Origin of the sequence: Pontibacter rufus, from assembly GCF_015694705.1 — a bacterium.
GTDB classification, from domain to species: Bacteria; Bacteroidota; Bacteroidia; order Cytophagales; family Hymenobacteraceae; genus Pontibacter; species Pontibacter rufus.
Genome location: NZ_JADQDR010000005.1, coordinates 303,197 through 325,482, shown reverse-complemented (window position 1 = coordinate 325,482; position 22,286 = coordinate 303,197). Strand labels below are relative to the sequence as shown.

At 49.1% G+C, this 22,286-nt stretch carries 17 protein-coding genes; 3 read left to right on the top strand and 14 right to left on the bottom strand.

Annotated elements, in window-relative coordinates; all coding sequences use genetic code 11:
• Window positions 1-231: 231 nt before the first annotated feature.
• Complete coding sequence (gene smc / locus I2I11_RS10980; RefSeq protein ID WP_196267747.1) at window positions 232-3,768, bottom strand: chromosome segregation protein SMC; 3,537 nt, start codon at window positions 3,766-3,768, stop codon at window positions 232-234.
• A 372-nt stretch (window positions 3,769-4,140) separates the two neighbouring features.
• On the opposite strand from smc, the gene I2I11_RS10975 reads away from it, so the two are divergent.
• The gene (locus I2I11_RS10975; RefSeq protein WP_196267746.1) at window positions 4,141-4,659 is read left to right on the top strand and encodes a hypothetical protein; all 519 of its coding nucleotides are present in this window, start codon (window positions 4,141-4,143) and stop codon (window positions 4,657-4,659) included.
• Between the two features lie 528 nt (window positions 4,660-5,187).
• Here I2I11_RS10975 and I2I11_RS10970 read toward each other — a convergent pair.
• The 3 genes from I2I11_RS10970 to pckA all read right to left on the bottom strand — a co-directional run bounded on the left by I2I11_RS10970 (window position 5,188) and on the right by pckA (window position 8,424).
• Window positions 5,188-5,853 carry a DUF4159 domain-containing protein gene (locus I2I11_RS10970; protein ID WP_196267745.1) on the bottom strand — a complete coding sequence of 222 codons (666 nt, stop codon included), beginning with the start codon at window positions 5,851-5,853 and terminating at the stop codon, window positions 5,188-5,190.
• Window positions 5,854-5,946: 93 nt separating this feature from the next.
• Window positions 5,947-6,663 carry a 16S rRNA (uracil(1498)-N(3))-methyltransferase gene (locus I2I11_RS10965; protein ID WP_196267744.1) on the bottom strand — a complete coding sequence of 239 codons (717 nt, stop codon included), beginning with the start codon at window positions 6,661-6,663 and terminating at the stop codon, window positions 5,947-5,949.
• A 147-nt stretch (window positions 6,664-6,810) separates the two neighbouring features.
• Complete coding sequence (gene pckA / locus I2I11_RS10960) at window positions 6,811-8,424, bottom strand: phosphoenolpyruvate carboxykinase (ATP) (RefSeq protein ID WP_196267743.1); 1,614 nt, start codon at window positions 8,422-8,424, stop codon at window positions 6,811-6,813.
• A gap of 218 nt (window positions 8,425-8,642) precedes the next feature.
• Here pckA and I2I11_RS10955 point away from each other — a divergent pair, with 218 nt between their 5' ends.
• Together I2I11_RS10955 and I2I11_RS10950 are read left to right on the top strand one after the other, a co-directional pair.
• Window positions 8,643-10,235 carry a peptide MFS transporter gene (locus I2I11_RS10955; RefSeq protein WP_196267742.1) on the top strand — a complete coding sequence of 531 codons (1,593 nt, stop codon included), beginning with the start codon at window positions 8,643-8,645 and terminating at the stop codon, window positions 10,233-10,235.
• Window positions 10,236-10,663: 428 nt separating this feature from the next.
• Entirely contained in the window at window positions 10,664-11,251 is a 588-nt protein-coding gene (locus tag I2I11_RS10950) for a hypothetical protein (protein ID WP_230680070.1), read from the top strand.
• An 88-nt stretch (window positions 11,252-11,339) separates the two neighbouring features.
• Here the strand turns inward: I2I11_RS10950 and groL are convergent, their stop codons facing one another.
• From groL to I2I11_RS10900, 10 genes are all read right to left on the bottom strand, one after another.
• Window positions 11,340-12,971 carry a chaperonin GroEL gene (gene groL / locus I2I11_RS10945; RefSeq protein ID WP_196267741.1) on the bottom strand — a complete coding sequence of 544 codons (1,632 nt, stop codon included), beginning with the start codon at window positions 12,969-12,971 and terminating at the stop codon, window positions 11,340-11,342.
• A 33-nt stretch (window positions 12,972-13,004) separates the two neighbouring features.
• Window positions 13,005-13,295 (bottom strand): co-chaperone GroES, encoded by a 291-nt coding sequence (groES, locus tag I2I11_RS10940; RefSeq protein ID WP_230680068.1) that lies wholly within the window; start codon window positions 13,293-13,295, stop codon window positions 13,005-13,007.
• Between the two features lie 264 nt (window positions 13,296-13,559).
• On the bottom strand, window positions 13,560-13,931 hold the full coding sequence (gene secG, locus I2I11_RS10935) for a preprotein translocase subunit SecG (protein ID WP_196267740.1): 372 nt from the start codon (window positions 13,929-13,931) through the stop codon (window positions 13,560-13,562).
• A 1-nt stretch (window position 13,932) separates the two neighbouring features.
• On the bottom strand, window positions 13,933-15,189 hold the full coding sequence (locus I2I11_RS10930) for a hypothetical protein (protein WP_196267739.1): 1,257 nt from the start codon (window positions 15,187-15,189) through the stop codon (window positions 13,933-13,935).
• A gap of 81 nt (window positions 15,190-15,270) precedes the next feature.
• Complete coding sequence (locus I2I11_RS10925; protein ID WP_196267738.1) at window positions 15,271-15,798, bottom strand: LptE family protein; 528 nt, start codon at window positions 15,796-15,798, stop codon at window positions 15,271-15,273.
• A complete protein-coding gene (locus I2I11_RS10920) occupies window positions 15,782-17,056 on the bottom strand; it encodes a sigma-54 interaction domain-containing protein (RefSeq protein WP_196267737.1) in 1,275 nt (424 codons plus the stop codon). Before I2I11_RS10920 ends, I2I11_RS10925 begins: the two co-directional genes overlap by 17 nt.
• A 165-nt stretch (window positions 17,057-17,221) precedes the next feature.
• Complete coding sequence (gene miaB, locus I2I11_RS10915; protein WP_196267736.1) at window positions 17,222-18,652, bottom strand: tRNA (N6-isopentenyl adenosine(37)-C2)-methylthiotransferase MiaB; 1,431 nt, start codon at window positions 18,650-18,652, stop codon at window positions 17,222-17,224.
• Window positions 18,653-19,061: 409 nt separating this feature from the next.
• A complete protein-coding gene (locus tag I2I11_RS10910) occupies window positions 19,062-20,351 on the bottom strand; it encodes an anthranilate synthase component I family protein (protein ID WP_196267735.1) in 1,290 nt (429 codons plus the stop codon).
• 84 nt (window positions 20,352-20,435) lie between these two features.
• Window positions 20,436-21,167: a zinc ribbon domain-containing protein gene (locus I2I11_RS10905; protein ID WP_196267734.1), complete on the bottom strand. Its 732-nt coding sequence runs from the start codon at window positions 21,165-21,167 to the stop codon at window positions 20,436-20,438.
• A gap of 3 nt (window positions 21,168-21,170) precedes the next feature.
• A complete protein-coding gene (locus I2I11_RS10900; protein ID WP_196267733.1) occupies window positions 21,171-22,271 on the bottom strand; it encodes a Nif3-like dinuclear metal center hexameric protein in 1,101 nt (366 codons plus the stop codon).
• Between the last annotated feature and the right edge of the window lie 15 nt (window positions 22,272-22,286).

Here is a 22,286-nt window from a genome sequence, read left to right as displayed (position 1 = left end):
TCCTGTGCGTCTTTCAAATTGTAGCCCTTGCGCCTTGCAGGCGCGTTAAGTCGGAGACTTAACATCATAGAAAGACCACACTGGTTAATACCCGCGCCAGATACTGGTATAATGCTATACTGATTATAAGCTCCCTCTCCTGTTTCAGAGAAGGCCCCTTGATAAAAGGAGAGGGATTAGGTGAGATTGTAGTATTTTCTTTATTAGCACATCAGGCAATTAGCACATTTGCTACGCTATCTGCCGCAGATCTACCGGTATCACCCTAGAAATCCCCGCTTCAATCATCGTGATGCCATACATCACATCCGTAGAAGCCATCGTGCGCTTGTTGTGCGTTACCACGATAAATTGCGAATCAGCAGAAAACTTGCGGATGATGGTGTTGAATTTGTCGATGTTGGCATCATCGAGCGGCGCGTCCACTTCATCAAAAATACAGAAAGGCGCAGGCTTCAGCAGGTAGATGGAGAACAGCAGCGAAATGGCAGTCAGTGTTTTCTCGCCGCCGGATAACTGGTTGATAGTTAGCGGGCGTTTGCCTTTGGGTTGCGCCATGATCTCTATTTTGGATTCCAGCGGGTTGGCCGGGTCTGAGATAACCAGGTCGCAGTTGTCTTCCTCGGTAAACAGGCTGCGGAACACCAGTATAAAGTTCTGTTTTATCTGGTTAAAGGCATCCATAAACTTCTCTTTTGCTACCGTGTCTATCTCGTTGATGGTGTCGATAAGTATGTTTTTGGCGTTAACGAGGTCGTTGCGCTGCTCGGTGATGAACTTGTCGCGGGCCTCAATCTCGGCATAGGCTTCGGCAGCCATCGCATTTACAGGCCCCATCTTGTCCAGCACAGCTTTTACTTCTGCAATGTGCCTGCTCAGTTCTTCATCCGAGAGCGGAATCAGCAGTTCCTCTTCCGGCAAAGGGCTGGCAAAATCCTCGTCAGAAATATTAAACTCTGCTGCCAGGCGCTCTTTTATAGCTACCAGTTTCAGCTGTGTATCATTTTTGGCCTGTTGCATGCGCATCAGCAATTCGTCGGCGTTCTGGCGCTTGCGTTGCAGCTCGCGTATGGTCTTGTCTTTTTCGTCCAGTTCGCCGCGCAGGCTGAAGTATAGTTTCTCCATATCTTCCAGCTCATACCCATACGCCTGACGCGCCTCTACCATTGTCTCCACTACAGCCTCATTATCAGCGATAAAATTGTCGGCTTGGGTTATCTCTTCCTCGGATTTGCTTAATTCCTGCCGGAAACCTTCGATGCGTTCCTGGTTTGTCTCTACCGTTTTCTGCTTGTAGCTGATTTCCTGCTGCAGGCTGGCAAAGCGGTTTTTGAGGTGGTGGAATTTGATGTTTTCCTGGTTATACATGCCGGAGATAACCGCAATTTGTTCCTGCTGCCGGTTCAGCTGCGAGGTATAAACGGCCAGTTCCTCTTCCAGGCGCAGCAACTCCTGCTGGTCTGCCTCTGCCTGCGGCGATACTTCCCGGCTTTGCTCCCGAAGCGCATACAGGCGCTCCTGCAATTCTTCCTGCTTCTGGTCGAAGTTGCGCTGGTTCTGCTGGTGCTGCTCATGCCGGATACGCACAGTCAGCAGTTCCTGCTGCAACCTGGCCACCTCTTTTTCCAGCTGTTTTATACTATCTTTCTGCGACTCACTTCTATAGTTCAGCAGGATTTGGTTTTGGGTGTTGATGCGGCTTTGCAGCAAATCTGCCTGTCTGGTGAGCTCCTGTACTTCCTGCGCCAGCTGCTCCAAATTCTGCTTGCGGCCCAGCCGGTTGCCGTCAAACAAACCCACCGAGCCCCCCGACAAACTCAACGGCTTTTTAATGGCAGAACCGTCTTTCAGGATGATGGTGCGGTAGTCTTCGGAGGAGAAGTCATCTGCTGTTTCGTCGCTGATGTATACATTGCTGAGCATGTACTTCAGCAGGCTGCCATACTTCTTATCCGCCGATACCACTTCGTAAGCCGCCACCAGTTTGCCTTCGCTGAACGTAGCGGAAGGTTCCAGTTCCTCCACCTCCGATAGTATGATGAAGTTTGCCCGGCCTTTATTTGCTTGTTTCAGCAGGCTGGCCGCTTCCAGCGCATCGGGCAAGGTATCCACCACAAAAAAGTTCATGTATGGCTCGAGGTAACTCTCGATAAGCGGCTTGTATTCAGGCTGGCTAACGATAATGTCGGACAGGAGCGGAGCGGGCGTCGACCAGCTCTCCGACTGGCAAAGGAATTTGATAGCTTCCGGGAATCCTTCCATGTTCTCCAGCAAAGATTTGGTGAGGCTGTACTGGTTCTGCCTGGCATCCAGCGTCCTGTTCAAATCCACCAGCTGCAATTTCAGCTCCGCGATGTCGTTTTCCGTTTTTTCTATACTTTCCAGCAGCGACTCTTCCCTGGCCTGCAACCGGACAAGCTCAGAGGTTTTATCTTCCAGTGTGAGTTGTGCTTCCTGCAACTGCTCGTGTAAAACGAGGGCGTCTTCGTCGGCCGTCAGCTTTTGCTGCTGCATGCGTTCCAGCTCCACGTTTATACCCTGTATCTGCACCTGGCTTATCTCCAGGGATTTGTTGAGCTGGTATACTTCGTTCTGCTTGCTTTTCTGCTGCTGCGTCAACTCCTGAAAGGATTCCTGCAGGGTCATTTTCTGCTCATTGGCTTCCTGCAACTGCTCTTTCAGGGCACTCACCTGCTCCTCGGCATCGGCAAACTGCTCCTCCACGGTTTCCAGCTCATCGCGCAGCTCCGCAATGCTTTCACGGGTATGGTCGAGGCTGGCGGTGTCCTGGCTTATCTGCAGGCGCAGTTGCAGCACACGTTCTTTCAGGAACATGCTGCGTTCGGATTTAAGCTTGATATCATTCTCCAGCTGGCGCAGCCGTGCCGTTTGCGTCTGCATGGATTTCTGCATCTCGGCCAGCTGCTCCTGGGTGCGGTTAAGCTCTTCCTTCTGCCCGGCGATGGCATCCTCAGCCTGTGTTACAGCGGCAATATAATTTTCTTTAAGTAAGCTTTCCTGTTGCACATCCTGCTCCAGGCGCCCCAGCGTTTGCTGGTATTGCCCGATGTTGCGGCGGGCAAACTCCAGGCTGTGCTTCTTATAGTCATCCTTTAACTGGAAATACTTAATCGCCTGTTTTGCCTGGCGTTCCAGCGTTTTCATGTTCTTGCCAATCTCAAACAGCACATCCTCTACGCGCTCCAGGTCAGCATCCGTTTCCTCCAGTTTTTTCAGTGTCTGCTTTTTGCGCACCTTGAATTTGGAGATGCCGGCAGCTTCCTCGAACAGCAGGCGGCGTGAGTTCTCTTTGTCGTTGAGAATTTCGTCCACCATCTTCAGCTCGATAATGGCGTAACTGTCGGAGCCGATGCCGGTGTCCAGGAAGAGCTCGTTGATGTCTTTGAGGCGGCACACTACGCCATTCAGCATGTATTCGCTGTCGCCGTTGCGGTAGTATTTGCGCGTAACCGTTACCTGCGAATACTCGGTTGGCAGCACGCCGCGGTTGTTGTCGAAAGTGAGTGACACCTCGGCCAGCTGCACCGGCTTGCGGGTTTTGGAGCCGTTAAAAATTACATTCTCCATTTTGTCGGAGCGCAGGTTGCGTGTTTTCTGCTCACCCAGCACCCAGCGGATGGCGTCTACAATGTTGGACTTGCCGCAGCCGTTTGGCCCCACAATGCCGGTGATGCCGTTGTCGAAGTTAATGACCACGCGGTCGCCGAAACTCTTAAATCCTTTAATCTCTAATCTTGATACCTGCATTCGCGTTAGCGGAAGTTCTTTAATCCAAACCCAAAAATAAGCTTATTTTGTTTAGCAGCATAAAGCAGAGTGCGTGTTTTGCGAAAACAGGGAGCAGTTTTTTATTGTATCGGCGTTTAACAAAATTCAAAATGAACAAAGGTATAGATAGTGTTTGCTTCATCCATGTGGTAGGGCTTTGTTTCTCAGGCTGATGAAAGTACAAGTAGCAAACCAGTCTATCTGAAGTATAAATCCTTTATATTTCAGACACTTATCAGTAGGTGAAAGCATGCTGGTAAAGCAGAAATAAAGGCGAACCAGGCTGCTTTGATTAACAATGCCTGCATGTTTAATCAGATAATTGCGTATCTTGAGGTAGCTAAATGCATTATGGAAGACTATAAGATCATTCTCTACATCCTGCTGGGTGTGGCGTACCTTATTTACACGAACTGGCGCAAGGCTTTTAAAGGCCCGGATGATGTTGACTTGCCCGAAGATAAGCGCTATACAGCAGACGGAAAACCGCTTCGTCCGCAGCGGCCCCAGCAGCCGGCTACATCTTTTGAAGACATTCTGCGGGAGCTGCAGCCAAAGGCACAAAGAGCGAAGGAAAAAGGGGAGCAGCTGGTAACAGCCACCAAAGAAAAATCCCGGGAAGGGCTTGATACCATATCGCCTGCACCTGTGATAGATTATGACAACACAGGGGCGAAAGTGCTGTCGTGGGAGAAACCTGCGGAGGCGCGCCAGGCTTTGCGGCAGTCGCAGCAGCGCAGGGAAAGCAGTTTTAAAGCGTATGAGAAATCCCGGCCGGGCAGGAACCGCTACCAGGAATTGTTAAGCAACCCAAACACGGCCAGAGAAGCTTTCATACTTTCCGAGATTTTCCAGCGCAAGTATGACTAGGATTTTTAGGATTCCGGGATGAGCAGGATGCCGTAATTATGGATTTTAAAGCCGCTATAGCTGAGGCCGGAAGCCGCTCCCGGCCTTTGTTGCGTAATTAACACCAACAACTTTATACTTTAGCGGCTGATTTCCTGTAGAATAGTACCAGCTAGAGCATAAAACCCGGAATGCACAGGATTTGAGTAGCCTGGCTCTGCAGGATGCTATAACTTAATGCTTGGTTTTAAGCTGAAGTATAGTCCGGAATAGCGCAAGTGTTCAGCGTAGCGCCACTTGTGCTTATACTTCCGCAAGTCTTCAGACTTGCGGAAGTATAATTTGGGATAATGCAAGTATGATGAAGTATGACACGCAAGTATAACTTTGTTGAAGTGCAGAAGAAAACATCATAGCAAGTCTTCAGACTTGCTATGATGTATAAGCACAAGTGACACTTCGTTTAACACTTGCACCAGAGACTTTTATACCTCACACCCGTCAGTGACGTGCGAGGACTATGGCATTTAACAAGCAACCACTAACCCCTTATTCTACGCGCGTTAGCACAAAAGCTAACAGGTTGGCGCCCATTTGCAGGGCCTGCTCGTGTTTCTCAATCGGGTCGTTGTATACTTCGTGGTCTTCCCAGCCGTTGCCCAGGTCTGTTTCGTAAGTATAAAAGCAGACCAGCCGGCCTTCGTGTATGATGCCGAAACCCTGCGGCGGCTTGCCGTCGTGCTCATGTATCTTGGGCAGCCCGTTGGTAAACGTATACTTCTGTTTGTATATAGGATGATCAAAGGGCAATTCTACAAACTCATGCTCCGGAAATACTTTTTTCATCTCTCTGCGGATAAATTTATCGAGGCCATAGTTGTCGTCAATGTGCAGAAAGCCACCGCTTAATAAGTAGTTACGCAGGTTTTGCGCTTCGGCATCCGAAAACACCACATTGCCGTGGCCCGTCATGTGCACAAACGGATAGCTGAAAAGCTCCGGGCTGCCGACTTCCACCACGTCTTCCTCGGGCGCGATGTTCATGTTCAGGTTACGGTTGCAGAACTGGATCAGGTTGGGGAGCGATGTTTTGTTGGCATACCAGTCGCCGCCGCCGTTATACTTGAGTTTGGCTATTTTAAAGCTATAGTTCTGTGCCAGCACCACCGATGCGGAAGTGAGCAGCATTACCAAAAGCAGGGAGATTCTTTTCATAAATAAGCGGGTAAAATAAAGCAGGTATAGCAATGCTGAATTTATACATATCATGCCAGGTGATATGGACGTCGTAATTCGTGCAGTTTATACTTATAACGGCGAAAATACGTCGTGCAGTACGTGCAGGGTATGGCAGGCAACCAGCGCAGCGGTTTCTGTCCGGAGCCTGCTGTTGCCCAGTGTTACCGGACGAATTCCCGCGTTATAAGCTGCCTCGATTTCAGATCTGGAGAAATCTCCTTCAGGGCCAATCAGTACACAATGAGGCTTTCCAGGTTTGTAGTAGTCCTTTATACTTTGGGTAGCATCATCCTCTAAATGAGCTATAAACGTTTGCTCCGGCAGGCATTTTCGCACGAACTGCTGCATAGGTACCAAATCGTGCAATAGCGGCAGGTAACCCTTCTGTGACTGTTTCATCGCGCTGATGGCTATCTTTTCGAGGCGGTCAAGACGCAGTTGCCGGCGCTCGGAGTGCTCACACAGCAGGAATGATATCTCATTTACACCTATCTCCACGGCTTTCTCTACAAACCATTCCATGCGATCCAGGTTTTTGGTCGGGGCCACGGCGATATGCGACACATAAGGCAGTTTATTATATCCCGGTTGCTTATCAATAATCTGCAGTTTGCATTTTTTCTGATGGGCTTCCTGGATAATGGCTGTATAAAGTCCGCCCCGGCCATCCACCAGGTATACCGTATCGCCTTGCTGCAGCCGCAGCACACGGGTGCAGTGCTTGGATTCTTCCTCGCTTAAAGTATAGTTTTCGGCATGTATGTCGGGCGTATAAAACAGGTGCACGGTTGCGGGTTTAAATGAAGGCCAAATATAACCGGTTATCATGTATACGAAAGTATAAAATTTGCGCTTTGCACGAAAGGCAAAAAACAAGAAGCCTCTTTGCTTCATGCGAAAGAGGCTTCTTGTTGTAAAGCGGTTCTGGATAAGTTAAGTCGTTACTGCTACATGCGGGGCACCGGCCAGTATGTCATTGCTGGCAAAGTCTGCATACTTCATGAAGTTCTTCACAAAAGCTGCTGCAAGTTCTGTCGCTTTGCGGTCATATGCCTCCTTGTCGGCCCAGGTGCTGCGCGGGTTCAGGAGCTCTGAAGGCACGCCGGGGCAGGTGTGGGGCACTTCAACGCCAAATACCGGATGCCGGGTAAATTCCACATCTGCCAGCGCACCGTTCAGCGCCGCTTTGATCATGGCGCGGGTGTGCGGCAGTTCCATCCGGTACCCCACACCGTAGGAGCCGCCAGTCCAGCCGGTGTTTACGAGCCATACCTGTACCTGGTGCTCATTCATTTTATGACCGAGCATTTCGGCATACCTGGTGGGGTGCAATGGCAGGAATGCCGCCCCGAAGCAGGCCGAAAATGTAGCCTGCGGCGTCAGGATACCTACTTCGGTACCGGCAACTTTGGCTGTATAGCCGGAAATAAAATGATACATGGCCTGGCTCGTGTTGAGCCTGGAAATAGGAGGCAGCACGCCGAACGCATCGGCCGTCAGGAAGAAGATATTCCGCGGAAGGCCTCCTCTGGAAGGCTGTACGGCATTATCGATGTAGTAGATGGGGTAAGCGGTGCGGGTATTCTCAGTTACTGTTTTGTTGGTGTAGTCTATGGTGCGGGTTCCGGGTATAAAACGCGTGTTTTCTACAACAGCGCCGAATCTAATAGCATCCCAGATTTGCGGTTCTTTCTCACGCGTCAGGTCTATTACTTTGGCGTAGCAACCTCCTTCAAAGTTAAACACGCTGTCTGAGGCCCAGCCATGCTCATCATCGCCTATCAGGCCGCGTTCCGGATCTGCGGAAAGCGCGGTTTTGCCGGTACCGGAAAGGCCGAAGAAAATGGCCGTATCGCCGGTTTCACCGACATTGGCAGAGCAGTGCATCGGCAGGGTGTTGCGCTCCTGCGGCAGGATATAGTTGAGCACGCTGAATATACCTTTCTTTATCTCGCCGGCATAGCCGGTACCGCCAATCAGGATCATCTTGCTGGTGAAGCTGATGATGGCGAAGTTTGCCTGGCGGGTGCCGTCTGTTTCCGGATCAGCCATAAATTTTGGTGCGCAGATAACAGTGAAATCAGGCACATGGCTGGCAATTTCATCTTTCGTCAGGCGCAGAAACATGTTATGGCAAAAAAGGTTCTGCCAGGCCTGCGTATTTATAATGCGCAGGTTCAGGCGGTAATCCGGGTGCGCCCCGGCATAAGCATCGCACACATACAGCTTATGGTCTTTTAAAAAATCCGCCATTTTGTGGTGCAACTGGTCGAATTTATCCGGAGCAAAGCCTATGTTAATGTCGCCCCACCAAACGGTATTGTCTGTTTTCTCGTCCCTTACAATAAAACGATCTTTGGGGGAGCGGCCCGTAAACTTACCGGTGTCGCACATCAGGGCGCCGGTATCGGTCAGCATGCCTTCCCCGTTTTTCACAGCTTCTTCCGCTAACTGCGCGGGCGGCAGGTTCCATAACACTGCTGCGGCGCCCTGATGTCCGATGCTTTCCAGACCGGCAATCTTTGATTTGTCTCCGGATTCCTTCATTTAGTATGTTTTTCTGCGTAAACAGTTCGTTTCGTAACTGTGCTGCAAAAGTATAAAAATAAACCTATACTAAGTAAGTGCTTACTTATAAAAGAAGTGAAACTGGTATGGTTTTAATGTGGGATATAAAACATCTTGCCTGTGAGTATCTAAAGTAATATATTTACTGTTTCTTAATCTTTTACTACAACTATTTACACAACCAACTTTAAACTTCTATGTCATCAAAAGACCCTTCAAACAGAGATCTGGTGAGTGAGGATAATATTACTGATAGTATCGCCCCAGCCACTTTGAACTTTAAGCATCCAAGCGGTTTATTCGTACTGTTCTTTACTGAAATGTGGGAGCGTTTCAGCTATTATGGCATGAGAGCTTTATTGGTTCTTTTTCTTACAACGTCGCTGCTTGAGGGCGGATGGGCCTGGAATCGCCAGGATGCACTTCAACTTTATGGCATTTATACCGGTCTCGTATACCTGACACCCATTATAGGCGGTTTTATAGCAGACAAGTTTCTTGGTTTCAGATGGGCTGTGGTTATTGGCGCCTTGTTGATGACCATGGGGCATGCCAGCATGGCCATGGATACACCAGTGTTTTTCTTTGCAGGTTTGGGATTAATCATTTTAGGTAATGGCTTGTTCAAACCTAATATTTCCTCTATGGTAGGCCAGCTCTACACTAATTTCCCTGATAAAAAAGATGCGGCCTATACTATATTCTACATGGGTATCAACTCAGGTGCTTTTCTGGGCATTTTACTATGTGGCTATATCGGTGAAAAGATAGGCTGGAGCTACGGCTTTGGTTTAGCCGGGGTGTTTATGTTTTTTGGTATGCTGCAGTTTTATTTTGCAAAGAAAATTTTCGGTAACATCGGATTGCCTCCTGCAAAGGATGCTTCGGAACCTGAATCCAAATCTGAAGAAATTGAAGAAAAAAAGCACGAACCCAAGCATGTTGTAAGAGACCGGTTAATCGTAATCTCAGTGTTTGCCTTTTTTACTATCTTCTTCTGGATGGCTTTTGAACAGGCAGGAGGCTCCATGACCATTTTTGCTAATGATTATACTGACCGCATACTGAGTGGCAGTAACGCTACTTTATTTAAATGGGCCAATGCCATTCTGGTTATTGTGCCGATGATAATATTAACCGTCGTACTCCTTAACCTCTTTAAAGGTACCTTTAAGCGGATAGCTTTATCAAACCTGCTTCTCGGTTCAAGCTTTGTGATTATATGGGGTATTATTATCTGGATGCTGAACAGAGAGTTTCAGGCTGATGTAGCAGAGGTTCCTGCCTCCTGGTTTCAGATTCTGAATTCATTCTTCATCATATCCTTCGCACCTTTATTTTCTAAGTTGTGGGAAAGTAAATTTAATCCTTCCGGACCTGTTAAATTCGCGCTGGGGTTGTTCCTGCTAGGAATAGGATTTGCTATACTTGCTTACGGCGGTAGTACCATACCACAAGGCGCCCGGACAGCATCTGTAAGTATGCTTTGGCTGATTCTGGCCTACTGGTTCCATACACTGGGAGAACTTTGTGTATCTCCGGTTGGGTTGTCTTATGTAAGTAAACTCTCGCCTGCCCGCTTTGTTGGACTGATGTTTGGCATCTGGTTCGTGGCGAACTTCTTTGCAAACCTGCTGGCCGGATTAACAGGCAGCTTCATCGACAACATCATCAACAACTACTCCATTACCGTTTTCTTCCTGATATTTACTTTCATTCCTTTTCTGGCTGGTATTATCATGTTGGGCCTTAACGGTTTTCTCAAGAAGAAAATGCACGGAATCGACTAGCACGGTTTTAAAGACTATTATTATCCAAGGCTCCTGCTTTATAGGCAGGAGCCTTTTTATTTAGCTGATTCTGAACTGGTGAAGAAGTGGTGGAAGTTGACAATTGCGCATACATTACCAGCAGTTCATAAGGGCGAACAACCTTTTATCTTAAATGCTTAACCTGCTTTACCATCCGGTACGTTCTGTTCTTACCTTTATGTGGTATTTCTTTGCGTTTTGGTGGCCTATACTTCTAACCTGGTAGCAGGGGATAGTGCTATCGCTAAATACTTGGGATGCTGCTGCTAAAAAGAATCTATAATTGTACTAACCAAAGTTATTGATGGTATTTGGATGAAGTTTGTTGGATTTATGAAATAAGCAGCATATCTTTCGTAAAAATTAAAATAACAGAATAACAATATCCATACTTTTAGCCGAAGCCAATGGTTGTATTTTTGAGAAAGGGGCGGCATATAGCTGCCCTTTGCCTGTTATGCCTGGTTGCCTGCCAGGAAACACCTGAAACGAGCGCACCGGAGCCGGAAGCAGTTACATACCTGATCCGGCGCGGATCACACTATGCCACCAGCAATCCTTTAAAGAGAACAACCACCACCAGCCTTAAATTTGAGGTAACATTTGACAGTTCTGCCGTTTACACCACTACCGATCCCGTCAACCAGGGAGACATCAACAAACTATACGGGGTAGCCGATTGTGGCACAACGCATCAAACCAACAGTGCTCGTTTTGGGTGGCGCTGGTATAACAACCAACTTGAAATCCATGCTTATACTTACCTGAACAAAATACGGATGTCGGCTTATATCGGCACGGTAGCGTTGGGCCGCAAAAGTATCTGTGAGCTGGAACTTGGAGACCAGGTTTATACTTTCCGGCTGGATAGCAGGCAGGTAACACTGCCGAGAGCCTGCTCGGGGGCAGGAGAGGGCTACCAGCTCTATCCATACTTTGGCGGCGACGAGACGGCCCCGCATGATATCCGTATCACCATCCGGGAAATGGATTAAGTATAAGCAGGTATAAATCAGGAATATAAACAAAAACACCCTGCGCTTTACAACGCAGGGTGTTTTTGTTTAAGAAATGGGGTGCAGATTACATCATGCCGCCCATACCGCCCATGCCACCTGGCATAGCCGGAGCTTTCTCTTCTTCAGCATCTTCAGATACTACGCACTCTGTTGTGAGCAGCAGGCCGGCAATAGAAGCCGCATTCTCCAGTGCAAGACGTGTTACCTTTGTCGGGTCGATGATACCGGCTGCAAAAAGGTTTTCAAACCTGTCTTCGCGGGCATTGTAACCAAAGTCGGCTTTGCCTTCGCGCACCGCCTGTACTACCACAGAACCTTCGCCACCGGCATTGGCAACAATGGTTCTAAGCGGCGACTCCAGCGCAGTTTTGATAATCTGAACACCGGTCAGCTGATCAGCATTGGCCACATCAACGTTTTCCAGGGATTCCAGGGCGCGGATAAAAGCAACACCGCCACCAGCTACAATACCTTCTTCCACAGCAGCGCGGGTAGCATGCAGGGCATCGTCAACGCGGTCTTTTTTCTCCTTCATTTCCACCTCAGTAGAAGCGCCGATGTAAAGTATAGCTACACCACCGGACAACTTGGCCAGGCGTTCCTGCAGCTTCTCTTTGTCGTAGTCAGATGTGGTGGTTTCCATCTGTGATTTGATCTGGTTGACACGCGCTACAATATCATCTTTCTGACCAGAACCATTTACAATGGTGGTATTGTCTTTGTCGATGATCACTTTTTCAGCATGTCCCAGGTAATCCAGTGTTGCGTTCTCCAGCTTATAGCCGCGCTCTTCTGAAATTACTGTTCCGCCAGTCAGGATAGCGATGTCTTCCAGCATGGCTTTTCTTCTGTCGCCAAAGCCCGGCGCTTTCACTGCAGCAATCTTAAGTGAACCACGCAGTTTGTTTACTACCAGGGTAGCAAGCGCTTCGCCGTCCACATCTTCAGAAATAATAACCAGGCCTTTGCCTGTCTGCACGACCTGCTCCAGTACCGGCAGCAGCTCCTTCATGGTAGATACTTTCTTGTCGTAGATCAGGATGTAAGGATTATCAAAATCCGCTTCCATCTTCTCGGCGTTGGTTACAAAGTATGGCGACAGGTAACCGCGGTCAAACTGCATACCTTCCACCGTTTTTACCTCTGTTTCGGTGCCTTTTGCCTCTTCTACTGTAATCACGCCGTCTTTGCCTACTTTGTCCATGGCATCGGCAATCATTTTCCCGATTTCAGGATCGTTGTTGGCAGAGATAGTACCTACCTGCGAAATTTCAGAAGAGTTTTCGATTTTTTTAGACTGCGATTTTAGGTTCTGAACAACAGATTCAACCGCTTTGTCGATACCGCGCTTCAGGTCCATTGGGTTTGCACCTGCCGCTACGTTTTTGATACCAGCCGTGTAAATAGCCTGTGCCAGCACGGTAGCGGTTGTTGTTCCGTCACCTGCCTGGTCAGCGGTTTTGGAAGCAACCTCCTTTACCAGCTGTGCGCCCATGTTTTCAATAGGGTCTTTCAGGTCGATTTCTTTTGCTACCGAAACACCGTCTTTGGTGATGGTAGGGGCACCGAATTTCTTGTCGATGATAACGTTGCGGCCTTTAGGGCCTAAGGTTACTTTTACGGCATTCGCCAGTTTGTCTACGCCCGACTTAATTTTGGTGCGCGCGTCTGTATCAAATGTGATGTTTTTAGCCATTTTATTTTACTTCTAATGTTTTACAATGATGGATTAAAGGATTGCCAGAATATCAGATTCACGCATGATGAGGTAATCCTCACCGTCAACCGTAATCTCGCTGCCGGCATACTTGCCATACAACACTTCGTCCCCCACTTTAACCTGTGGTTTCATTAAAGCGCCCTGCTCAGACACTTTGCCTTCGCCAACGGCTACTACCTCGCCACGCTGTGGCTTTTCTTTAGCAGTATCAGGGATAATGATACCGGATTTGGTTTTTTCTTCTGCTGCAGCAGGAGCTACAATTACTCTGTCTGCTAATGGTTTAATGCTGATTGACATAGTTTGTAATGTTATGGGTTTTTATGGTTGATATTAAAATGAAACCGGTTAGCTATTATCACTTCCTGTGCCAAGGTCTGGCAGCGGCCATTTTAAGCCATCTTTTCAGCTTTAACGCGCCCGCACCTGACAGGTTTGACATATTTGGCAGCCGTAGGGAACTTTTTAGAAAGCACGGCGGCAGCTTTGGCAGAACGAAAAAGCTACGGAATAAAATAAAAAAGCCGGCAGAAAGCCGGCTTTTTACTATACTTATACTTGTGTTTACTGGGCTGTGTCTGTTGCTGCAGGTATGGTTGCCGGCGCTGTGTTTTCTGCACCTGGTATTGCAGGAGCAGGGGCAGCCGGTAACTGCGACTGACGGGCGCGTTCTTCGTTTACGCTTCTGTTCATAATAGCAGAGTCTTCGGAAGAAGCGCGCAGCATATGAGTGCCCAGCGACAATACTACCAGGGCAATTGCAAAAGCCCAGGTCAGTTTCTCCAGCAAATCGCCGGTGCGTTTAACGCCTACCAGCTGGCTGGTGCTGCCGCCAAACTGACTCGACAGGCCGCCTCCCTTAGGATTTTGGGCAAGCACTACTAAAATAAGCAGCACGCAAATAAAAATAATAATGCTGATAAGGGCGATATACATATTAGGGTAGATTTTGTAATTTTTCTATCTGTTCGGCAAAGTAACTCTTTTTTTCCGGATTTTTCAAAAGGAGCTGCTCATATATTTTAATGGCTTTTTTTACTTTGCCCTGCTGCAGAAAAATATTAGCCAGGCTTTCGGAAGCAATGCCTTTCCGTATTTTGCTGTTTCGCAGTGATAAGTCTTCCTGCGGCTCTGCGCGCATTTTTAAATTGTTCATAGCCTTCAGCCGTGGGTTCAGCTTCAGAAACTGATCAATGATGCCAAGCTGCCCGTTCAGTACAGCTGGTCCCGGCTGGCTGCTACGTTCCAGTTCATGCGTTTTGCTGTATTCCAGTATAAGTTCCGGGTGAAAGCCCTGTGGCTGCTGTCGTGTATGTTCATCTTTCAGCTGCAGCGCTTCACCCATGCGGCTCGATGCCATCCAGTAACCCAACACATCCTCACTGTAAAGCCTGCCAATCTCATCTAAACGGTAGTTGATGGGAGCTTCTTCAGGACTTTCCGGCAGCGCGAATGCTGCCATAATCTCCTCTTCGGCCATCGGCGCAGGCTTCACAAAATCAGCTGATGGTGTTGCAGCGGGCAAGGGCACGTCATCAGGGCTATCTTCCTGAACCTCCTGTGGCAGTTCCTGCAGTGCACCCAGGGTTTCCTGTAAGTGATGCTTTGGCAACGGCTCCTCCTGCAGTGGTACATCGGCTTCTGGTTGGGCTTCACTAGGCTTTTGCGCGAGCAAATCTGTAAAGGATGCGCTGAGGCTGTTAATGGTCAGCAGCATGGCCAGTTCGGCATCTATGGTGTTGGCTGGTGACAGTTCCTGCTGTTCTGCTGATTGGTCGGCTGTTACTGGTTCCCCGGTTGTTGCTTCGGGCGGCATTTCCTCATCAGGAGTTGTTGTAGCTGTAGTTTCGGTCAGTAACGGTGCGGTGGCAGGAGCGTCGGGATGACTGTCAGGTGTTTCCGGAAGTATGGGGAGCTTTGGCTCGGCAGCAACCGGTTCTTCAAAAGCAGGAGTAGCGGCCGGTGATGTATAAATAATGCGCTTCAGCAACTGCCGGTCGGTGGCATAGGCGGAGGCACGGCGCAGGCGCTGGTTGGAAAGCATGCTACCCTGGTCGAAGGCCGATTTTGCAAGCAGCAGATGGGCCGTCTGGCAGTACGGAAAGGCCGCGGCCATCTTTTCCAGCTCTTTTGTCTGCTGGTCCGAGATGTTTGATACCTGTTGTATCAGTTCAAGAAAAGCGGCCTTGTTCATACAATAACTTTTTAAGTATAACGACAGACGTAGCAGGGCACCAAGCTTTAAATTAAACAAACAGAGCCTGAAAAGCGCTGCTTACCAGTTGGCTACAGTTTTGTTGAAAACGTCTGTAACCAGGAGCTCCGTAATTTCATTAATAGAGGCCGTTGGTATTTGGGTAACGTCTACATTCTGGCCGAAATCACGGGAGATAGTAAACAGTCTGTCGAAGTTTTCTTCCGGATTTTTGGTATTCGTATAGCGCACCTGTATGCCCAAAGTCAGGCGGTTTAGGCCGGCCCTGTCTTCCAGGCCCTCCCGCTGAATAGCGGCTGGCGAAAGGGTAAAGCTAACAATCTGCCCTTCTAATTGCAAGTCTCCGTCGTTTTGCAAAACAGTCAGATTGGAGTTGCGGCGGAAGTAGTTTTTAAAGTTATCAGTAACTACCTGCGTCAGGTTGGCCGGGCCTTCGCCGCTGCTGTTTTCAATCGTCTGGATGGAGATGGTTTTTACGTCCGGGCTGATGTTGGTTCCGGAAAAAGAGTATACGCCACAGCCATTGCACAGCAGCAGTGCCAGCGACAAAGTATAAAGGATAAAGCGATCTTTAATTTTCAATGTCATATTGTTTTAATTTCCGGTAAAGGGTTCTTTCTGAAATACCCAGATCCTGCGCGGCATACTTGCGTTTGTTGCTATGCTTCTTCAGCGCTTTCAGGATAAGCTCTTTCTCTTTATTCTCCAGCGACAGGCTTTCCTCTTCGGTTTCGTGCGGAATATCTTCTACTTTGTGCTCCTCATAATCATGATGCGCCTGTCCATGATTTACGGGCAGGTAAAAATGCTCCGCCTGTTTGGATTCCTGTGGCTGGTAGCTTCTGCCGTTAAAATGCTCTATGTTCTCAAACAAATGGCCGTGGTCTTTAAACAAAGCCTCGTCGTTGGGCTGGTGCGGCAGCATGTCGAAAACCAGTTTTTTGAGTTCCGACATATCGCGGCGCATGTCAAACAGTACTTTATAGAGCAAATCACGCTCCGAGATATGCTGATCCGACGGGTTTTCTTTTTTCAGCAGGGCAGGCAGGCTGCTTGGCACAGAGGGCAGGTAGGAGCGCAGCTTATCAGCATTCACCTCCCGGTCATACTCCAGCACCGATATCTGCTCCACAATATTCTTTAGCTGGCGGATGTTGCCCGGAAAGCGGAAATTCAGCAATTCCTGTACGGCATCAGCTGTCAGGTTGATGGGCTTCACTTTATACTTGTCTGCAAAATCACTGGCAAACTTCCGGAAAAGCAGGTAAATATCCTCGCCACGCTCGCGCAGCGGAGGCACAGAAATGGGCACTGTGCTCAGCCTGTAGTATAAATCTTCGCGGAAGCGGCCTTTCTCCACTGCATGCATCAGGTTTACGTTGGTGGCAGTCACCACGCGCACATCCGTTTTCTGCACCTTAGATGAGCCTACTTTGATAAACTCGCCATTTTCGAGCACGCGCAGCAGCCTAGCCTGCGTGCCCAGAGGCATTTCGCCAATCTCATCCAAAAAGATGGTACCACCGTCCGTCACCTCAAAATAACCTTTCCGTGCTTCCTGCGCTCCGGTGAAGGAGCCTTTTTCGTGACCGAAAAGTTCGGAGTCGATGGTGCCTTCCGGAATAGCGCCGCAGTTAATGGCAATAAACTGCCCGTGCTTGCGCGGGCTCAGCTGGTGTATGATTTTGGAAAAAGATTCCTTCCCGCTGCCACTTTCGCCCGTAATGAGCACCGTCATGTCGGTTGGCGCCACCTGCACCGCCACCTGTATGGCATGGTTGAGCAGGGGAGAGTTGCCTATAATTCCGAATCGCTGTTTTATACTTTGAATATCGATATTGCGCATGTACTTAATGTGCTGATTCTTTATTGTGCTGATGTGCTGGTGTGCTGATTTTAATGTGCTAACGAAGGATTGGTGTTGCCCTGAAATCACGGACAATCAACTATCACATTATCAAACGGAATAATAAGCACATCAGCACATTATCTCATTAGCACATTAAAAATGTTAATCCACGGCTTCGCCGAAGAGAGTGCCTACGCTGCAGTCGTGGACGAAAACATTAACGTAATCGCCTCTCTTATAGTGTTTCTTATCAAAGATAACGACTTTGTTCTGGTCGTTGCGGCCGCTCAGCTGTTCATCTGACTTCTTGGAAAAGCCTTCTACCAATACTTTGTGTAACTTGCCCACGTCGCGTCTGTTACGCGCCAGCGACGTTTCGCGCTGCTTGGTGATGATTTCGTCCAGGCGGCGTTTTTTTACCTCCAGCGGAATGTCGTCTTCCAGTTTGCGTGCCGCCAATGTGCCCGGGCGCTCAGAATAGAAGAACATGTAAGAATAATCGTACTGCACGTAGTCCATGAGCGAGAGCGTATCCTGGTGCTCCTCCTCAGTTTCGGAGCAGAAGCCGGCAATCATGTCGCTGGAGATGCCGCAGTCTTCGCCCAGTATACTGCGGATGGCGTCCACCCGGTTGAGGTACCAATCGCGATCGTAGGTGCGGTTCATCAGTTCGAGCACGCGGGAGTTGCCGCTTTGCGCCGGCAAATGGATGTACTTACAGATGTTGTCATACTTTCTGATGGTATGCAGCACCTCGTCCGTAATGTCTTTGGGGTGAGATGTGGAAAAACGCACGCGCAGTTCCGGCGACAGCTGCGCCACCATCCCGAGCAGGTTGGCAAAGTTCACCACTTCCGTGCCATCTTCCGATACCCATTTATAAGAATCCACGTTCTGGCCCAGGAGCGTTACTTCTTTGTAGCCCTGTGCTACCAGCGCCTGCGCCTCCCGCACAACAGAATGTGCATCGCGGCTGCGCTCGCGGCCACGCGTAAAAGGCACCACGCAAAACGAACACATGTTGTCGCAGCCCCGCATGATAGAAATAAAGGCGCTTACGCCATTGCTGTTGAGGCGAATCGGACTGATGTCAGCATAGGTTTCCTCGCGCGAGAGCAGCACGTTGACTGCTTTCTGGCCGCCGTCCACCTCGTTTATCAGGTTGGGCAGGTCGCGGTACGCATCGGGACCTACTACCAGGTCTACAATCTTTTCCTCTTCCAGCAGCGATTTTTTCAGGCGCTCTGCCATACAGCCCAGCACACCAACCATCATGGCCGGCTTTTTCTTCTTGTAATAGTTGATCTGGCCCAGGCGGTTGCGCACCGTTTGTTCGGCTTTTTCGCGGATGGAGCAGGTATTCAGAAACACCAGATCCGCCTGCGCAATATCAGCGGTCGTATCAAAGCCCTCGCCATGCATGATGGACGACACAATCTCGCTATCGGAGAAATTCATCGCGCAGCCATAACTTTCGATGTACAGCTTGCGCGTTTTTCCGGTATTTGACTCAGTGGTGATGTGCGTATCGCAGGCAGCGGCCTGTTCGGGCGTGCGGTTGTCAATAAAATCTATATCTACTATCGGCTCCATACTTATACTGTTACAACTGCAAATATACAATAATCTCCTCTAAATCGTGACAAAATGACAGAGGATGTTTGATGCGCTGGTTATTTAAATTTGGGGAATGTGATGATTTGAAAATGTGGAAATGGGTTAATTCAGAATCTTTTAATTCAAGTGTTTATACATCTGGTTGCCGCTGGCCTATACTTGCGGAGGTTATTGGCACACCGCGAGATCTTCGGAGTGAATTTATACCTGCGTGCCTCATTTATACTTACTGGACGGGATTTATAATTCCATTCTCTTATTTAGGAGGATTTTCAATCTGACACATGACCTTAAAATGAGATCGGAGATGAGTTGGTTGCTGCAATTGTGTTCACTGCCGGAATTTTCAAATCTTCTCATCCCAAGGCTTTCAACGCTACAACAATCAGCCGCCAAGCACCTTTAAAATAGCTTCTGCTTTCAGCAGGCATTCCGCGTATTCTTGTTCCGGGTCGGAGTCTGAGGTGATGGCGCTGCCAACCATAAAGGAAAGGTAACTGGTATGGGCATTGTATTGCATGCTCCTGATTACGACGTTAAAATCACAATCCTGCTCCGGGGTGATGTAGCCGAAGGCACCCGAGTATAAGCCGCGTTTGGTGTCTTCCAGTTCTTCAATCAACTGCATGGCGCTTATTTTGGGTGCACCCGTCATACTTCCCATCGGAAAAGCCCCGGCCAGGGCATCTGCCAGATTCTTGTCCGGCCGTAGCTGCCCCACAATCGTGGAGATCATCTGCGATACCTGCCGGAAGCCGTAAATGCCGAACATTTCCTCTACGTGCACGGTTCCGGTGGCGCAGGAGCGGCTCAAATCGTTGCGCACCAGGTCTACAATCATCATGTTCTCGGCCAGTTCTTTTTCGTCATGCCGCAGCTGGTGTTGTAGCCGCGCATCCTCTTCCGGCGTTTCGCCGCGCCGGATAGTGCCTTTGATGGGTTGTGAGATTAGCTTCGCGCCTTCTTTCTTCAGGAACCGTTCAGGCGACGCGCACATCAGGTATTTATCGCCATACTTCAGGAAACCCGAAAATGGCGTAGGAGAGGCTTCGTTGAGGGCCAGGTACAAAGGAAGCGGCGCCAACTGTACCTGCTCAGCAAAAAACTCCATGCAGTAGTTCAGCTCATACACATCTCCCTCCAGAATATGGTTTTTGATGCGCGATACCGTGGCCTTATATTTCTCCGGCGAAACGCGTTGTTGTATGTTTATACTTTCAGAAGCGGACGGCGCAGGTGCCGCTGTGGCAAGTATGGCTTTAAGTATACCTGCTATACTCTGAGCTGAAGTAGAAAGATTTATACCTGATTCGTTAAAGTATAACTTTACTTCCGGCTGAAAGAAGAACAAGTCAGGAAAACCAATGTGATCGGGGTTGCGGCTGCTTAATTTTTCCGTCTGGTTTTTTAAATCGTAGCCCAGGTAGCCGCACAGCAGACCGGGCTCCGCTGCCAGTGTATTCCGCAAACTGTCAAAAGCATCCGCTTGATTCAGGTCAAGCGGCATGCGGTTGGATACAGCCAGCAGATGTATAAAGCCATTGTGCGGGTAAGCAATCCGGTTGGGGTTGTAGTAGGCTGCCAGTTTCTGCTGTGCGGCCCAGGCAAGCGCCCGGAGGCGGAATTCTTCCAGGGTGATGGGTAAATCCGCGGCCTCAATTATTGCAGAGAACATAGGCCCGGAAGCAAAAAAGGATGGGGTTTAGCCATCCTTTCTGATATAGTATGTAAGCGGTTGCCGCTCAAGATAATCTGTGGTTTAAAAAACACGCTGCTCCACACCAGCCAGAATACGGCCGCAGTGCTCGCAAACAATAACTTTTTTCTGGGCAGCGATATCGGCTTGGCGCTGGGGCGGCACCGTGTTGAAGCAACCACCACAGGCGTCACGCTTTACAGCAACTACGGCCAGGCCGTTGCGCACGTTTTTGCGGATGCGGCTGTAAGCGCTCAGCAAGCGGTCCTCAATTTTGCCGGCGGCAATTTCCCGATCCTGCTTCAGCTTGTTCTCTTCTTCTTCGCTTTCTGCTACAATCTGGCCCAGTTCCTGCTTTTTATTGTCGAGATCCTTGCGGCGCTCTTCCAGACGAGCCTTGGTGCCTTCAATGTCATTTACCTTCTGTTCGATCTGGTAGTATGCCTCTTTTATCTTCTTCTCTGCAATTTGCATTTCGAGTTTCTGAAGCTCTATCTCTTTGGTGATGGCATCGTACTCGCGGTTGTTGCGAACATTCTGCTGCTGATCCTCATACTTGCGGATAAGGCCTTCTGCATCTTTGATGGCCTGCCTGCGCTGCGCAATAGATTCGTTGAGTCCGGCTACTTCGTCGTCAAACTTGCGAACTCTCACCTCATAGCCTTCAATTTCATCTTCCAGGTCCTGAACCTCTTCGGGTAAATCGCCTCTCACGCGTCTGATTTCATCAAGCTGCGAATCGATGCTCTGGAGCGTCATTAAAGCGTCCAATTTGCTGGCTACAGTGCTTTCCATGTATTAAAAGGTGTATCTGACAGGATTTGTGTTTACTTCTGATAAATAGACTGCAAAAGTAGTAAACTTTTTTGAAATCTCCTCATAAAAAATCTCCTTTGTAAAGACCTCGCTCTCATAGTGCCCGATGTCCGCTACCATGATTTTGCTTTCAGCATCGAAAAATTCGTGGTACTTCACATCACCGGTTACGAGCGCATCTGCGCCCTGCCGGATGGCATCTTTTATCAGGAAGCTGCCGGCGCCGCCGCACACAGCCACTCTTTTTACCTTTTTTGCTCCTATGGAAGTATAGCGGAGCCCCTGCAGCTGCATTTTTTCTTTCAGATAAGCCAGAAACGCCGCTTCATCCAATGCCTCCGGTAACTCGCCCAATATGCCAATGCCTGTTTCCTGATTCAGGTTTTCCAGGGCATAGAGGTAATGGGCCACTTCCTCATAAGGATGCGCATCTTTCAGGGCAGCCATAATTGTGTGTTGCAGATGAGCCGGGAAAATAACTTCCAGGCGGTTTTCTTCGACCTCCTCAGGCTCTCCGGGCGCGCCGATGGCCGGGCTGGCATTTGCGGATGGCAGAAAGCGGCCTGTTCCCGGCACCTGAAAACTACAGTTGCTGTACGCGCCGATGTTGCCGGCTCCCGCTTTGTGCAGCGCCTGCAATACCTGCTCCGTTTGCGCAAGGGGCACAAAGGTAACCAGTTGCATCAGCGTATGAGGCTTGTTTACCAGGACGCGCTGGTGCTGTAAGGCCAGTTTATCAGCTATTTTGGTGTTTACACCGGGCAGCACATTGTCCAGGTTGGTATGCGATGCATAGATGGCGATGTTGTGGCGAATAGCTTTTATGATGGTGCGCTCCACGTAGTTGCGCCCTGTGAGTTGCTTTATACCTTTAAAAATAACAGGGTGATGCGCCACCACCAGGTTGCATTCCTTCCGGATAGCTTCTTCCAGTACTGCTTCGGTACAATCCAGCGTTACCAGTACACCCTTTACTTCCGCCGCCGGATCGCCGGTTTGCAGGCCGGCATTGTCATAACTCTCCTGGTATTGGAGTGGCGCGAGTTGCTCGAGCCGGGTAATTACCTCTTTTATGGTTGCCATACGTATGTGCTTTTG